The sequence below is a fragment of the Pseudomonas sp. rhizo66 genome (assembly GCF_031931925.1).
Lineage (GTDB): Bacteria > Pseudomonadota > Gammaproteobacteria > Pseudomonadales > Pseudomonadaceae > Aquipseudomonas.
In genome coordinates this window covers 79,978-95,840 of the sequence record NZ_JAUJWZ010000007.1, presented here as the reverse complement: position 1 = coordinate 95,840, position 15,863 = coordinate 79,978, and the positions used below count along the sequence as shown (strand labels likewise).

The 15,863-nt window shown below is 59.5% G+C and carries 12 protein-coding genes; 4 read left to right on the top strand and 8 right to left on the bottom strand.

Annotation, left to right across the window (positions count from 1 at the left end):
* Positions 1-53: 53 nt before the first annotated feature.
* The 3 genes from zapE to QZR14_RS10605 form a co-directional block, all read right to left on the bottom strand.
* Positions 54-1,148, bottom strand: coding sequence for a cell division protein ZapE (gene zapE, locus QZR14_RS10615; RefSeq protein WP_250606222.1), 1,095 nt, complete (start codon positions 1,146-1,148; stop codon positions 54-56).
* Positions 1,149-1,238: 90 nt separating this feature from the next.
* Positions 1,239-2,594 carry a tryptophan--tRNA ligase gene (locus QZR14_RS10610; protein ID WP_311996514.1) on the bottom strand — a complete coding sequence of 452 codons (1,356 nt, stop codon included), beginning with the start codon at positions 2,592-2,594 and terminating at the stop codon, positions 1,239-1,241.
* 24 nt (positions 2,595-2,618) lie between these two features.
* Positions 2,619-3,248, bottom strand: coding sequence for an alpha/beta hydrolase (locus QZR14_RS10605; RefSeq protein ID WP_311996513.1), 630 nt, complete (start codon positions 3,246-3,248; stop codon positions 2,619-2,621).
* Between the two features lie 144 nt (positions 3,249-3,392).
* Here QZR14_RS10605 and QZR14_RS10600 point away from each other — a divergent pair, with 144 nt between their 5' ends.
* Positions 3,393-3,827, top strand: coding sequence for a YhcB family protein (locus QZR14_RS10600; RefSeq protein WP_007917055.1), 435 nt, complete (start codon positions 3,393-3,395; stop codon positions 3,825-3,827).
* A gap of 261 nt (positions 3,828-4,088) precedes the next feature.
* Here QZR14_RS10600 and QZR14_RS10595 read toward each other — a convergent pair whose 3' ends face one another.
* Together QZR14_RS10595 and QZR14_RS10590 are read right to left on the bottom strand one after the other, a co-directional pair.
* On the bottom strand, positions 4,089-4,826 hold the full coding sequence (locus QZR14_RS10595) for an OmpA family protein (protein WP_311996512.1): 738 nt from the start codon (positions 4,824-4,826) through the stop codon (positions 4,089-4,091).
* Positions 4,827-4,943: 117 nt separating this feature from the next.
* A complete protein-coding gene (locus tag QZR14_RS10590) occupies positions 4,944-5,588 on the bottom strand; it encodes an MBL fold metallo-hydrolase (protein WP_311996511.1) in 645 nt (214 codons plus the stop codon).
* A 116-nt stretch (positions 5,589-5,704) separates the two neighbouring features.
* On the opposite strand from QZR14_RS10590, the gene QZR14_RS10585 reads away from it, so the two are divergent.
* From QZR14_RS10585 to QZR14_RS10575, 3 genes are read left to right on the top strand one after another with little or no spacing between them, the layout of a single operon-like run.
* Positions 5,705-7,615: a protein kinase domain-containing protein gene (locus QZR14_RS10585; protein ID WP_311996510.1), complete on the top strand. Its 1,911-nt coding sequence runs from the start codon at positions 5,705-5,707 to the stop codon at positions 7,613-7,615.
* 24 nt (positions 7,616-7,639) lie between these two features.
* On the top strand, positions 7,640-8,314 hold the full coding sequence (locus QZR14_RS10580) for a vWA domain-containing protein (protein ID WP_095050638.1): 675 nt from the start codon (positions 7,640-7,642) through the stop codon (positions 8,312-8,314).
* 3 nt (positions 8,315-8,317) lie between these two features.
* Positions 8,318-9,124 carry a PP2C family serine/threonine-protein phosphatase gene (locus QZR14_RS10575; protein WP_311996509.1) on the top strand — a complete coding sequence of 269 codons (807 nt, stop codon included), beginning with the start codon at positions 8,318-8,320 and terminating at the stop codon, positions 9,122-9,124.
* 52 nt (positions 9,125-9,176) lie between these two features.
* Here the strand turns inward: QZR14_RS10575 and QZR14_RS10570 are convergent, their stop codons facing one another.
* The 3 genes from QZR14_RS10570 to QZR14_RS10560 all read right to left on the bottom strand — a co-directional run bounded on the left by QZR14_RS10570 (position 9,177) and on the right by QZR14_RS10560 (position 15,818).
* Positions 9,177-11,909: a LuxR C-terminal-related transcriptional regulator gene (locus QZR14_RS10570; protein ID WP_311996508.1), complete on the bottom strand. Its 2,733-nt coding sequence runs from the start codon at positions 11,907-11,909 to the stop codon at positions 9,177-9,179.
* A 627-nt stretch (positions 11,910-12,536) separates the two neighbouring features.
* Positions 12,537-13,901: a DUF1329 domain-containing protein gene (locus tag QZR14_RS10565; RefSeq protein WP_250606214.1), complete on the bottom strand. Its 1,365-nt coding sequence runs from the start codon at positions 13,899-13,901 to the stop codon at positions 12,537-12,539.
* 27 nt (positions 13,902-13,928) lie between these two features.
* Positions 13,929-15,818 (bottom strand): DUF1302 domain-containing protein, encoded by a 1,890-nt coding sequence (locus QZR14_RS10560; protein ID WP_311996507.1) that lies wholly within the window; start codon positions 15,816-15,818, stop codon positions 13,929-13,931.
* Between the last annotated feature and the right edge of the window lie 45 nt (positions 15,819-15,863).

Genomic DNA, 15,863 nt, shown 5'->3' with positions numbered 1-15,863 from the left:
ACACAAAAAAAGGGCCTGCAATTGCAGGCCCTTTTTTTGTTTTGCGAATCCGCTTAAGGCTTGTGCGCCCGCGACAGAAACTCGTGCGATTGCATCTCCAGCAGACGGCTCAGCGTACGCTGGAATTCAAACGTCAGACGGCCGCCGGTGTACAGATCCTTCAGCTCGACTTCAGCCGAAATGATCAGTTTCACGTTGCGGTCGTAGAACTCGTCGACCATGTTGATGAAGCGCCGAGCAATGTCGTCAGTGGTGACGCTCATCTGCTCGACACCGCTGAGCAGCACGGCGTGGAAAATCTTGCCCAGTTCGATGTAGTCGTTCTGGCTACGCGGGCCGTCGCACAGTTCGCGGAAGTCGAACCAGGCCACGTCGTCGCATGTGCGCAGCGCTCGGATCTCACGGTTTTCGATGATCAGCACATCATTCTCGACCGCTGCGGTGCACTCAGGCGTCAGCGCACGGAAGCTCTTGCGCAGGCTTTCGTGAGCGGCTTCGTCGAGCGGATAGTGGAACAGCTCCGCTTGTTCGAGGTGACGCAGACGGTAGTCGACGCCGCTGTCGACGTTGACGATCTCGGTGTTCTGCTTGATCAGGGCGATGGCTGGCAAGAAACGCGCGCGTTGCAGGCCGTCCTTGTACAGACCGTCCGGCACGATGTTCGAGGTCGCGACCAGGGTCACGCCATTCTTGAACAGTTCTTCCATCAGCGTGCCGAGGATCATTGCGTCGGTGATGTCGGAAACGAAGAATTCATCGAAGCAGATCACCCGCGACTCGGTCGCGAAGCGCTTGGCGATGATGGTCAGCGGGTTTTTCTCACCACCGAGGGTTTTCATCTCTTCATGCACACGCTTCATGAAGCGGTGGAAGTGCGTGCGGGTCTTTTCCTTGAACGGCAGCGCTTCGAAGAAGGTGTCGACCAGGTAAGTCTTGCCGCGACCTACGCCGCCCCAGAAATACAGGCCCTTGACCGGCGCCTGATCCTTTTTGCCGAACAGTTTGCTCAACAGACCCGGCTTGTTCTGATCGGCGGCGATCAGATCCTCGTACAGACGCTGCAAATGACGCACGGCAGTTTCCTGCGCGGCGTCATGGAAGAAGTCCGGGCGTTTCAGATCAGCTTGGTATCGTTCTAGGGGCGTCATAATTCGTTAGCAAGGCAACAAAAACGGGCCGTCACTGTAGCGACGGCCCGGGGGAATGGCAATCGGCCCTTGGTCGGACCGTGCCGCCGATTAGTCCTGAACCGGGGTCAGCGCGACGCGCAGAGCCTCGATGGCCGCGTCTCGCGCAGCAGCGTCGGCGAACGCCGGGCTGTCACCGACGCACTCGCCTTCCAGCCACACGCTGAAGCTCAGGTCTTCGCTGCGTACGTCCAGTGGCTGGCCGGATTGCAGTTGCTTGGTCACCTGCCCGGCAGTTTTGCCGTCGGCAAAGTTGCGCGACAGCAGCAATTGCTCACCATCGGCCGCCAGCAGACGGAAGCGGAAGCTGCCGTCGTCTTCACGGAAGCTGACGAAACGTGCGGCTTTCGCGACTTTCTTCTTGGTGGTCGCGGCGACTTGCACCTGATTGACGAAGGAACGCAGGCCCACGGCTTCGCGCAGCTCGTTGAGGAATGGCGTTGCCACGGCACGGGCCTTTTTCGCACCGATCTGCAGGATGTCTTCCAGATCCGCCGGGCGTTCGATCAACTGGTGATACTTGTCGCGAGCCTCGCCGAGTTGGTTGTCGAGCAACTGGAACAGACGGTTCTTCGCCTCGCCCCAACCCAGACCGCCGAGCAGTTCGCTGCGGAACTCATCGGATTGCGCCGGCGTGGCGAAGGCCTGAAACAGGGTGAACAGGTGCGAATTGTCCGGATCTTTCGCTTCGCCTGGCGCTTTGGAGTCAGTGACGATCCGTGAAATCGCGTCCTTCATTTCTTTGGCGCTGGAGAACAACGGGATGGTGTTGTCGTAGCTCTTCGACATCTTGCGACCGTCGAGGCCTGGCAACGTCGCCACGCTCTCTTCGATCAGCGCTTCGGGCATGGTGAAGAATTCTTTGCCCTGCCCGAACAGGTGGTTGAAGCGCTGGCCGATGTCACGGGCCATTTCCACGTGCTGGATCTGGTCACGACCGACCGGGACCTTGTGCGCGTTGAACATCAAAATGTCCGCCGCCATCAGCACCGGGTAGCTGTAGAGGCCCATGGTGATACCGGCATCCGGGTCTTCGCCGGTCTCGACGTTCTTGTCCACCGAGGCCTTGTAGGCGTGCGCGCGGTTGAGCAGGCCCTTGGCCGCAACGCAGGTCAGCAGCCAGGTCAGCTCAGGGATTTCCGGGATGTCGGACTGGCGGTAGAAGGTCACGCGGTCGACATCGAGGCCGCCGGCCAGCCAGGTCGCGGCGATTTCCAGACGCGAGCGCTGGATGCGCAGCGGGTCATCGCATTTGATCAGGGCGTGGTAGTCGGCCAGAAAGTAGAACGAATCGGCATTGCTGTCGCGGCTGGCAAGGATTGCCGGGCGGATGGCGCCGGCGTAGTTGCCCAAGTGCGGCGTGCCGGTGGTGGTGATGCCGGTGAGGATACGGGTACGGTTCGTCATGGGTAATCGCTTGTCAGACTGCAATCAATTCGAGAGACGCGGCAGGATCAGATCCTTGAGATCGGTCAACTTGCCATGAAAAAAGTGTCCGCATTCTGCCACTTTCAGCAGCTCATGGGGGCGCTGGAGTTTTTCCGACCAGTCGTAGACCAGTTGCGGATCGATGACTTCGTCGGTTTCCGGCTGGATCACGGTCAGCTCGCCGTGCTGTGGCAGTTGATCCTGCTCGCCCAGACGCATCACCGCTGGCGCGACCATGAACAGGTGCTTGAGCAGCACGCCCTGCGCTTCAAGACGACCGCCGAGACTTGCTGCAACAAATCCACCAAAGGAGAAACCGAACAGGGTCAACGGCAGATCCGGGTGTTTTTCCCGCAGCCACTTGGCGGCCGCCTGGGCATCATCGACTTCGCCAGTGCCCATGTCGTGCGAACCTTCGCTGGCGCCGACGCCGCGATAGTTGAAACGCAAGGTGATCCAACCTGCGTCGCGCGCGGTGCGCTGCAGGGTCGAGACGACCTTGTTGAGCATGGTGCCGCCCTGCACCGGGTTCGGATGACAGATCAGCGCGATGCCGATTGGCTGCTCGTTATCCAGGTACAAAGCTTCGATTTGGCCGACAGGGCCGGCAATCACTACAGGGGTTTCACGCATCAGCAAGGAAGGAACTCCGTGACCTCGAATCGGGTCGACTCGTCTAGCAAATTGTCTGTGCCAATCTATTGCGAGTGAATCGCGGTATACAGCGCAGGTTCGAGCCGTTAACGTAAAGCAAAGCCGTTTATAGAGGAAGGACTCGTGGAACACTCGCTCTTAGTTTGGTTGTTACCGACTCTTGCCCTGGTTGTGGGTGTCGCCATTGGATTCCTGATCGCGCGCGTTGCGCCGAACGCCGCGCCGAGCCGTACGCAGCGTCAACTGGATGATATCCAGGAGCGTTTCGACAGTTATCAAAACGAGGTGGTCACCCACTTCAACAGCACCGCGATGCTGGTCAAGAAGCTGACCCAGAGCTATCAGGAAGTGCAGGATCATCTCGCCGAGGGCGCCAATCGTCTGGCCCTGGACGAGCAGACCCGCCAGCGCCTGATCGCTGCCCTGCACGCCGATGCGGCAGTCGCGCCACGCGAACGCCTGACGCCACCGCGCGATCAGGAGCCGCCACGTGACTACGCACCGAAGACCCCGAACTCGCCGGGGATGCTCGATGAGCATTATGGTCTGAAGAAGTAACCAGCCTTCGCTGATAAACAAAAGCCCCCGGACAATTCGGTTGTCCGGGGGCTTTTTTGTGCCTGTTGAGTTTGTGATGCCTGCGCAGGCGTAGCAACCCTGTAGGAGCTGTCGAGTGAAACGAGGCTGCGATCCGTTGATCTTGTTGTCAAAGCTAAAGATCAACAGATCGCAGCGTGCCGCAGTTCCTGCAGAGCGACTGCGTTCAGGCAAAAAAATGCCCGACCACAGGACCGGGCATTTCTTCATACAGGCATTGAGTTACGGATACTGCTGAACCGTACCCGGCTGCTGTTGCTGCTGACCACCATACTGCTGGCCAGGAATCGCCTTCAGGTTGACTTCAACGCGACGGTTCTGCGCCCGGCCATTCACGTCACCGTTACTGGCAACCGGGTTATCCGGGCCGGCGCCACGGGCCGAGAGGTTGGCACCGCTGACACCTTGCGAGGTCAGGTAGGTCGCCACGCTCTGCGCACGACGCTGGGACAGGTCCATATTGTGCTGGCGGCTGCCGGTGCTGTCGGTATAGCCAACGATCTCGATCTGGTTCTGGTTGAACTCTTTCAACGAACCCGCGAGGTTATTCAGCGGCTGGTAGAAGCTTGGCGCGATGTTCGCCGAATCAGTGGCGAACGTAATGTTGCCCGGCATGATCAGCTTGATCTGATCGCCCTGACGCTGCACTTCAACACCGGTGTTGGCCATGCTCGCGCGCAGTTTCTTTTCCTGCTGATCGGCGTAGTAACCGTAACCGGCTGCAGAGGCGCCCACCACAGCGGCGCCGATCAAAGCCCCTTTGCCGCGGTTGTTGTGGTCGATGGCGGCACCGGCGAGCGCACCGGCCAGGGCACCGAGGCCACCGTACTTGGCGGTTTTGCTCATGCCTTGCGAGCCACCGTCGGCCTGGCCCTGATTGTCATACGGGTTAGGCGAGGCGCAGCCGGACAGCAAGGCCACGGCAGTAGCGACAATAATCAAACGACGCGTGGTGAACATGGAGAGCTCCTGGTTTTTCGCATTCTGTGGTGCAGCGGCCACTGGGTTAATGGACCTGCGCGGGCGTTGGATCATGACAATGCACAAAAATTCCGCCGGGCACTCGTGACAAAATATTTAGACGCGCACAAACGGGTTTTCGCGCATTTCATCACCCAGACGGGTATCCGGCCCATGCCCGGTCACCACGATCGCGTCCTCGTCCAGCGTGTACAGCCGCTGCTTGATCGAACGCACAATGGTCGCCTGATCGCCGCCCCACAAATCCGTGCGCCCTACGCCGCGACGGAACAACGTGTCGCCAGCAATCAACAGCTTAGCTTCGGAAAACCAAAAGCTCATGGAACCGGGTGTATGTCCCGGCGTATGCAGCGCTACACCGCAACCGCAGGCCAGTTCTTCGTCATCGCTCAGCCAGCGATCCGGTGACGGCACCGGTGTGTAAGGCACACCAAACATCTGGCATTGCATTTCGAGGTTGTCCCACAGGAATTGGTCTTCCTTGTGCAAATGCAGGGTCGCGCCGGTTTTTTCTTTCATCTGCCCGGAAGCGAGGAAGTGATCGAGATGCGCGTGGGTGTGGATGATGCTGACGACCTTGAGGCCATGGGCATCGAGGCGCGCCATGATCAGGTCAGGATTACCGCCCGGGTCGACGACGATGGCTTTTTTGGTGGTCGGGTCGCCGATGATGGTGCAGTTGCACTGGAGCGGGCCGACGGGGAAGGTTTCGCGGATGAGCGCTGTGTTCGGGGTTTGCATGGTTTTGATCCTGATGCCTAGGCGTGCCGCTGCGGTTGTGATGCGCAAAATTGATGGGATATCCTCGCGCCGTACCATTTTTGAAACAAGACGGCAGGAAGCCAATGCCCCGCTCTATGGAACACGTGCTCGTCGATAAAAGCGTTCTTTTTTTGGACCCGGACATTATCAACCGCATTCGTGCGAGGAATGGGCTGCCTTTTATCGCCCATTCCGATCTTCTGAAGCTTCAGTCCCTGACCCAGGGAGACGAGCAGGTCCACCGCAACGCACGGGATTTTTTTCGGTATTTCATCGGCCAGCCGTCTCGGCCGCACCGTGCGCTCCCTAAAGGTACAGCGCTGCATCCCGGCGATCTGCTGGCCGAATGCTCGTTCAATGGCCAAGCGATCTTCGCGCTCAAACGCACGACCACGCCGCCGGAGCAAAGCCCCTCGGCAGACGTCGTCGACTTGTGCCGCCATTACGATCTGCTGCTACTGACGTGCGACGAATCGCAGCTCGCTCAGTGCAAAGCCGCGCAGGCCAGAGCCCAGCGCTGGACCGGGCCGGCACCCTCGCCGGCACCTAAAACTGCACCCGCACCCGCACCGATCGTGCCTTTCGACATGCCGGCAAACCCGATCCTCACTGCGGACGTGGTTATTCGTAACCGAGGTGAACGCGTCGTGGAAGGCTCGGTGGTAACCACCTCGAGCGGTCGTCAATTGACCCTGGATAAAGCCATCAGCGCCGGCGGAGAAGGAACGATCCATGCCGTGGTCGGCAACGCACAAGTCTGCAAGATCTATCACATTGAAAAACTCACGACCCGGCGCCGCGAGAAAATCAGCCTGATGGTGACGCGTAAGATCGTCGAACCCGGGATTTGCTGGCCGACCGAGCTGGTGTTCAATGCGCAAAATGAGTTCGTGGGTTATGTCATGCCTCGCGCGGACGGCAGAACCCTTCACAGCACGGTATTCGTCAAACAGGTACTGCTGAAGACCTTCGCGAAATGGACGCGGCGTGACCTGGTGAATATCGCGACCGCCTTTCTGAAACAGGTGCACTATCTGCACTCGCTGAACATCATCGTGGGCGACATCAATCCGATGAACCTGCTCGTGACGGCAGACAGCAACAAAGTCTGGATGGTCGATACCGACAGCTTCCAGATTGGACATTTCCCCTGCGAAGTGGGCACGGTGCCGTTCACCGCACCGGAAATCCAGGACGAAAAATATGGCGACTACCTGCGCACAAAAAATCACGAGCTGTTCGCCATCGCCACGATGTTGTTCATGATCCTGCTGCCGGGCAAACCACCCTATTCTCAACAGGGTGGCGGAACGGCTTCCGACAACATCAAGAACATGAACTTCCCCTACCGATTCAAAAAGGGCAGCGGCATAGGCCGGGCAAGCGTCGCGCCGGTGGGCGTCTGGCAGCATATCTGGAGTCATTTGCCGTATCCGCTCAAACAGGCATTCAGCAATACTTTCGAAGACAATCAGCGACGCCCCATCGATGACTGGCTGAAACTGCTGACTCAGTACGGCGAAGGGTTACGCAAAGGCAAACATTGCGATGATTTGTTTCCTGCCGCGTTTCATATCAAAGATCCCGTTGAAGACGTCTGTGGCAGTTGCAAAAAGCCCCACAAGGTGGCCAAGGACTGGTTTGAAAAAATGAAGGCGGCAGGCAAGCCGACCATATGCTCGAACTGCCAGAAAACAGCGAAACTGAAAAAACTGGCCAGTGAGAGCCAAAAGAAAATCGAACAGGCCGGCCAGCGTGCGGCGCCACCTCCGGCGCCCATCGCGCCTCGCCCAACGCCACCCCCGCCTCCCAAAGTGGCAGCACCGGCACCGAAACGTCCTGCACCCGCGACTGCACCTGCTACCGCTCGCCCGACAGCGGCAAGGCCGCCGCAGCAACCGACGTCCGCTCGATCGCAACCCTATCGACCATTGCCAGTGCACGCGAGCAATCCGCAAAACATCGTTTTGCGCTGGTTCAAACGACTCTTGAAGCGTTGGCTGTAACGCTCACCCCACAAGGACAATTCCATGCCAGACAACTATCTCCTCAGTCAGGAAGAACTTGCTGAGAACCCGACCACACGCGTACCCGTCTGCCTCGTGCTGGATGTCAGCGGATCAATGGAAGGCGAGCCTATTGCAGAACTGCACTCGGGCGTTCAGCAGTTTTTCGAAGCAATCAAGGACGATGAAATAGCGCAATATGCCGCTGAAATCTGCATCGTGACTTTTGGCGGAACAGCGCAGAAAGTCATGGATTTCGGCTCCATCAGCCGTCAGGACGTACCGCCGCTGGTCGCTTCCGGCATGACTCCGATGGGGCACGCCGTGGGCATAGCTCTGGATTTGCTGGAAGCGCGCAAAGAGGATTATCAACAGGCTGGCGTCGATTACTTTCAGCCGTGGATGGTTCTCATGACGGATGGCGAGCCGACCGATGACATCAGCGAAGCAGCCACTCGCGTCAGCGACATGATCAGCAAACGCAAACTGACCGTGTTCCCCATCGCAATCGGTAAAGCCGCGAACGTACAATCGCTGGCTCGATTCTCGCCGTCACGCCCGCCACTGCGCCTCAAAGGCCTGCGCTTCAACGAGTTTTTTGCCTGGCTGAGCAAAAGTGTTTCCCGTGCCTCACAGTCGACACCCGGTGACGCAGTGCCACTGGATATCAAAGGCATCGAAGCCTGGGGACAGGTCTGAGCCATGTCTGACCTCCCAGACTTCACCTGTAAAACCGCTTTCGCGTCGGTCGCGGGGCGCTCGCACCTGAAAACTCAAACACCTTGCCAGGACTATGTCGCGGCAAGAGAGTCCAACGGCGTGACCTGCATTGCACTGGCTGACGGTGCGGGCTCCAGAGCCCGGTCGGACATCGGCGCCCAGGTCGCGGTCACCGCGACACTCGCCTACGTCTGCAAGAATTTTGAAAGCCTTTGGCAGAACATGGAAAAATCCCATGCGAAGGCAGCCCAGCGTCTGGTCAATCGCTGCCTGGACGCATTCAGACGCAAATCCGCCAAGCACGGAGGCGACATCAACGATCTGGCCTGCACCCTGTCATTCGTTGCTTACTCGCAGGGTCGCTACATGGCCGGGCACTTGGGCGATGGTGTCATCGCCAGCATTGATTCGGACGGCCACCTGCAGACTCTTTCGCCTCCAGAAAACGGCGAGTACGCCAATACCACCTGGTTTCTGACTGACCCTAAAGCGATATCGAAGCTACGGCTGTACCGCGGGCACATCGACACGCCAACCGGCTTTGCGATCATGAGCGACGGCAGCGCCGAAAGCCTGTATCAAAAATCCAGCGGAGCCCCCGCACCGGCAGTCAAGACACTGCTGGGGTGGAATGCGACGTTGCCTGGGAAAAAATTCAAGGCTGTGCTGAGCGAGAACCTGCAACAGTCCATCGCCAGCAAAACCGCCGATGATTGCGCCTTGGGCCTGATTTCGATTCGTGAACGTGACGGATCGACAAACGGCGTGGGTGCTGACAAAGCGAAGTGACCGACAACCTCTGGCCCAAGGTTCGCCTTGCGCCAGAAGCATCCAGCCAAGGTTACTGCAACACCCCCAGCTCTTTCGCCCGGGCCACCGCTTGCGTTCGCCGCTCAACCCCCAACTTGCTGTTGATGTGGCTGGCGTGGGTTTTAACGGTGTGCAAAGAGATAAACAACTGCTCGCTGATTTGCTGATTCGAACAACCTTCGGCGATCAGGCGCAGTACCGCCAGTTCCCGGCTGCTGAGTTGTTCAGCCGCGCCGGACTCGACAACCGGACGAAGCGTCGCCGCTGGGAAGCGTTCAAGTAGCTGCTGTCCTGCCAGCGCTGGCGAATTGTGCAACTGCCCACGCAACCAGTCAGCGCGCCCTTTCACCAAGGCATCGAACGGCTGCAACACGCCCCCGGCCGCCGCCTCCAGCGCCTGACTCAAAGCCTTGCGCGCTTCCGGCTCACGACCATTGGCCAACAACAACGAAACCTTCTGCGTCAACGCCATCACACTGAGCAATTGCCGTCCCGTCTGTTGGCCGTTCTCATGCAATACATTCAACCGCCCTTCGGCAAGCATCGGTTGCCCCTGAATCATGTCGAGCAACGCCTGTTGCAACTCCACATGCAACGGCAGTTGCGGATGAAACTCCGGCGGCGCAGCGGCGCGCTCCCCGGTGTAGGTCTGGCCCAATCGCGCCAGCCACGCCTCGGCCAGATCAGTGCGACCCTGCGCCAGCCACAGCTCACATTTGACCAGGGTGATCATCGCCAGGTAGTAGATCGGCGGCACATCCCAGATGTGCATCAGGCGTTCGGCTTCGGCGAGCTCGGCAAAGGCCTTGGCGAACTCGCCACTGCTGCCATCCAGTCGAGCGATCACGCAGTGGCCGATCAACACGCTGATATCGCGACAGGCGCGTGCCTCGCCGATTCCGGCCAACAACCGCACCCGTGCCGCCTGAGGCTGCAAGCGCATGGCCAACAGAAAACCCTCGTACAGCGTCAGCCGTGCACGCACCGCGTACAAGCGCTGTGGCGACAAGCCGCGCAACCGCTCCAGGCCCTGATGGACCTCATCGAGAGCACGCAGGATTTCGCCGCGAGCCTGCAACACCCGCGCACGATCGTAATGCGCCAACGCTTCGAACAAGGGATTGCCGACGCGCTGTGCCAGTTCCAGGGATTCGCGGTTAAGACCGCGTGCGCGCCACAGATCGCCATCGGCAATGGCCAGATTGGACAAGGTCGATAGACACATCAGCCGTTGGCCATAACGTTTGGCCGGCAGGCTTTCCAGAGCTTCAGTGCAGTATCTGATCGTCAATTCCCGATGCCCACGCCCGCGCGCAATGATCCCGCTCAGCGCCAGCCATTGCGCCAGCATCGACTTCTGCGCGGTAGCGGAGGGCGCCGGCAGGAAGCGGCTCAGGTGGCTGGACAGCTCTTCGGCGGCATCGAGTTGACAGGCCAGCCCCAGCGCCCAGCTGTACAACACAATCAAACGCGGAGTACTGATCAACAGGCTGTCGGGCAAGTCCATTTTCCAGCGCAGCAGCATGCCGACGTTCTGCTCGGCGAGCAGTTGCTCCTCGGAAAGGTTCTGTACCAGATTTGCCGCCACATCGAGGTGACCTGCACGCAGCGCCTGTTCGACCGCCTCGTCCAGCAGCCCTTGAGCGTTGAACCAGCGACAGGCACGCAGATGCAGCGTTGCCGTCGGCACCATCGCTTGCGCAATCGGCCGACTGCGCAATAAATCAGAGAATAAATGGTGATAACGATACCAGTGACCATGCTCGTCCAGCGGCACCAGAAACACCTGATGCGCCAGCAGGAAACGCAGGATCTCGGCACTGTCATGGGCTTCACGAACGGCATCGCACAACTCGCTGCAAAAACGCTCTTGCGGTGCGGTGTCGTAGAGAAAGGCCTGTACTTCGGCGGGCAGGCAATCGATGACTTCCTCCAGCAAATAGTCGCGGATCAGCCCTTCCCCGCCGTTCAGTGCTTGCGGCAACGCGGCATCGTTGCCCGCCTCGGCCACCGCCAGCAACCAGAAGCGCAAACCGGCGACCCAGCCTTCGCTGCGCTGGATCAGGTTTTCCAGCGCTTCACCGCGCAGTGAACTGCTGTGACGATCGAGCAAGGTCAGGGCTTCGTCGTATGTCAGGCGCAAGTCCTGTTCGTGCAACTCCAGCAACTGCCGCGACAGCCGCAAGCGCGCCAGATGCCAGTCCGGACGCTGGCGACTGGTGACCATCACCAGCAAGCCATCGGGCAGATGGTTGAGGAAGAATTGCAGGCAGCGGTCGAGCACCGGGCCTTGGGCGAGATGGTAATCGTCGAGCACCAGCAGCAGCGGCGCGCCGGGATCGAGGTGCCGGGTCAGTTCATCGAGCAGGCCGTCGAGCCATTCTTCAAAAGCAAATGGCTGATGGCGCTGACGCATTTTCAACAGACCGAGAGCGCCAGCGCCCAGGGCCGGAAAGTAGTCCTGCAAACCTTCGAGCAAACGCTCAAGAAAACGTCCGGGGTCGCTGTCACGCGGGCTCAGCCCCAACCAGAGGCTTTGCCAGTGCGCCGGCAGGCTCTGACAGAACTCTACCGCCAGCGAGCTCTTGCCGAACCCGGCGGGAGCGCTGACCAGCAACAGCCGTCCACCGAGCCCGGCCTGCAGGCGCTCGCAAAGACGTGGTCGCAAGACGTAGCCGTCGGGCAACGGAGGGCGAAAAAAACGCCCGTCCAGTGCCGCGACGGCAACGCTTGCGGGACCCGGAAGTGGGGACAGATCAGTCATGGCCGGCTCTTGTTCGAATTGCTGTTGGCGGCATTGCAGATGTCCGCAGACTAGCCTTAAACGTACCGGGAATGAAGGTTGCTGCTACAAATGGCTACAAAAGTCTTTCCAGAATGCGCCATCCCCCCCCATTTCGACCTGTAGGAGCTGCCGAAGGCTGCGATCTTTTGATCTGCTTTGGCTCCTGCTTTTGATCTGGCTTTTGATTTTCGCCCCCATCGGCAGGCCGAGCGAAGGTGTTCATCCGGGGCAGGCGCGCAGCGCCGTGCGGCGTAGCCGCATACATCGAGAGGAGGTGCAGCGAAGCAAACCGTAGGCGATGCCCCCGGATGAACACCGTAGCGAGGAAACACTGAGCCTAAGCGAAGTGCCGTACGCCGGGGGCCAAGCCTTTTGGTTCCTTTTTGGCGTTTGAAAAAGGGACTCGCTGTAAGAGCGAAACCGCCAGAGGCCCCAACCGCAGCAACGGATATGCCCCCAAAACCCACGGTCCAAACAAAAGATCAAAAGATCGCAGCCTTCGGCAGCTCCTACAAAAGCGGTTCGAAGGCGCGGAGGCCGCGCAAAAAAAACGCCCCGAACCAGTCAGGGCGTTTTCACGAGGATGCGGCCTCGGGTTACAGCGGGTTAGCGAACACCGTCCTGACGCAATGCGGCCGGGGTGAAATCGCTGGTGGTGGCAGTGAAGCCGAAGTCATAAGCACTCTTCTCTTCGTTCTTCATGCCCAGTGCCAGATAACGGCCGGACTGCAGGTCGTAGAGGGTTTCCAGGGCATACCACGGCACTTGCTTGTCGTAGTAGTTCTCGGCGTGTGCTTCGGCGACGCGCCACAGTTGGCCACGACCGTCGTAGTGGTCGATCACGGCGGCTTGCCAGGTGTCCTCGTCGATGTAGAAGTCACGCTTGGCGTAGATGTGGCGCTGGCCTTCTTTCAGGGTGGCAACCACATGCCAGACGCGGCGCAGCTCGTAACGCGCCAGATCCTGGTTGATGTGGCCGGCCTTGATGATGTCGGCGTACTTCAGTTTCGGATCGTCGAGCTTGTAGCTGTCGGAGGCGATGTACATCTCTTTCTTGCCTTCGAGCTTCCAGTCGTAGCGATCCGGAGCACCGTTGAACATGTCGAGGTTGTCGGAGGTACGCAGACCGTCGGCGGCAGTACCCGGCCCGTCATAGGACACTTGTGGCGCACGGCGCACACGACGCTGACCGGCGTTATAGACCCACGCCGAACGTGGTTCCTTCACCTGATCGAGGGTCTCGTGAACCAGCAGCACACCACCGGCCAGACGTGCCGGCGCAGTCACTTTCTGCTTGAAGTAAAACAGGATGTTGCCCGGGTTTTTCGGATCGTAGTCCTTCATCTTGTCGCGGAACACGAACTGGTCCTGGAAGTACACCAGACTGTACGAGCCGTTCGGTTGCGGTGTGGCCTGAGTCACCAGACGGGTCACACTGCCGCCGCGGTAGCGGGTGATGTGGTTCCAGATGACTTCCACACCGCTCTTCGGAATCGGGAACGGTACCGCGGTATCGAAGTTTTCCAGACCGTTGCCGCCGGACACCAGGTTGGTGGTGGTGGCGTTTTTCCTGATCGCGGCGAACACATCATCCGGCACGGTCGCGCCGCGATGGGACGGGTAGACCGGCATTTTGAAGGTGTCCGGGTAACGCTTGAACATCGCGTACTGACCTGGCGCCAGCTTGTCTTTGTACTTGTCGACGTCTTTGGCAGTGATGGTGAACAGCGGTTGCTCACTGGCGTATGGATTGGACAGGAAACCCTTGCTGTCGACCGAACCGGCATTCTTCGGCAGCGGCTTCCACGCCGGGATCGAACCGTCGGCGTTACCAGCCATTTCAGCGCCCATCGGCGTCAGGCTCTTGCCCAGTTTGTCGGCTTCGGCAGCAGGCACCGCGGCCATGACGCCGGTCGCCAGCAGCGACAGGCCCAGAACACCGGCGTGGAACAGACTCTTTGTTATTTTCATAAATTCGTTCGTCCTGAAATGCAGTGCTTAGAAGTTCACGCCGAAGCTGAGCGCAACGAAGTCGCGGTCATCCACGGTGGTGTACTTGCCGTCGAAGAAGTTGGTGTAAGCCAGGCTCGCGGTGTAGGTGTTCTGGTATTCGGCGTCGACGCCCAGGCTGACCGCTTTGCGACCTTCCTCGAAGTTGCCGCCAGGGCCTGGCGAGTAACCGCTGACGTCATGGGACCAGGCCACGTTCGGCTTGAGGTTCACACCGGCGAAGACGTCGTTGTATTCCCAGATGGCGCGACCGCGGTAGCCCCACGACATCGATGTGGTGAAGCCGTCGTTGTCGCAATTGCGGCTGCGGTTGTTCTGTGGCGAGCCCGGGCCGGCGCCGTTGATGGTGCTGTTGTTGAGAATGTTGGCGCAGGTGTTGGTGGTGCCGGTGGCCGGCAACTCACCAGGGCCGTAGACCGGATCGCGGCCATAACGCATGTCGGAACGGCTTTCCAGCCCACCGACGTAGGTCGCGCCGACTTCGCCGACGAGGGTCAGACGGCTGGCGCCCATGACCTGATCGAAGAAGTGCGTGAACGTTGTCTGGATCTGGGTGATTTCCTTGCGCTCATAGCCATGCAGATCCTGACCCGGCACGCCGGTTAGCAGCGAAGCATTGGTCAGTGCGCCGCCCAGCGGACGTACGCCGGCGAACAGGATGTCGGTGGAGTTCAGTTGCACCGGAGCGTTCGGACGGTAGCTGATCTCACCGCTCCACGCCGTACCGGTAGGCAGGGTGGTGGAGAAGCTCAGACCGTAGAGGCGAATGTCTTCAGGGTATTCGATGAAGTAGTTCGAGTTGCCCGCGACCAGCAGGGGTGCGAGTGCCGCGAACGGTCCAGGCAGAGAGGCTGCGGTGTTGTACACCGATTGCGGTGCACCGGTGGCGCTGAAGATCGGCGCACGGCTGTGGTAGTTCATGAAATACGCGCCGAACTCGGTATCCAGCGGCTCGAACATGTACTTCAGAGACGCGCCCCACTGACCGCTGTCACGGGCGTCACGATCCGGACCACGGCGCACCAGAACGCCCTCTTCGTTGACGTTGACACCGTTGGCCGCCAATGGCCCCAGCGCGACGGCCGGGATTTGCGAACGCTTGTTGAGTACGCGCAAGTTGTTGTCGCAACCGTCGGCAACGATGTCCGGCTGCGAGAAGAACGTGCCGCAGTTATCGACAACGGTCTGGTCCCATTCCAGTTGGTAGAACGCTTCGGCCGAGAGGTTATCGGTCAGGCTTTGGGACACATAGAACATGTTGACCGGAATCAGGCCTTCCTTGATCTCGGCACCCGGACGGCGGAACGCCGATACGTCGATCGGGTTGATCGAGTTGATGCCGCCGCCAATGAAGGTACTTTCACCCCAGCTCACCACCTGCTTGCCCAGACGCACGGAGCCCGGCTGATCGGCGATCGCGTAGTTGTGGTAGACGAAGGCGTCGAGGATCTGCCCGCCGGACGACTTGGCGCCCTCTTTGCGGTTGCTGTCGCTGATGTCCTTGAACTGGCGGCTCTCGTCCTTCAGTTCGAAGTCGTACCAGTATTTGCCACGGACAAACACACCGGTGTCGCCGTACTTCAGTTCAAGGTCATGGATGCCCTTGAAGATTTTCGAAAAGGTTTCACCACTCTTGAAGTTGGCGTGACCGTCATCGGACGTTTGCGACAGGCCGTGGCCGCCGTTGTTGACGCCGATCAGGTTCTTGTTCGGGCTCTGAGTAGACCAACTGGCACCAATCGACAGGGACGAGTCGAACTGGCCCTCGATTTCACCGACGTTGAAACTGACGCCGAATGCGGGCCCGGCGAGCGAAGAAGCAAGACTGACTGCCAGAGGCAGTTTCGCCCGGCGCCAGAACTGGTTTACTGAGGTCATCGACGCTACTCCATGTGCATTATTGTTATGGCAGTGAGTACTTTT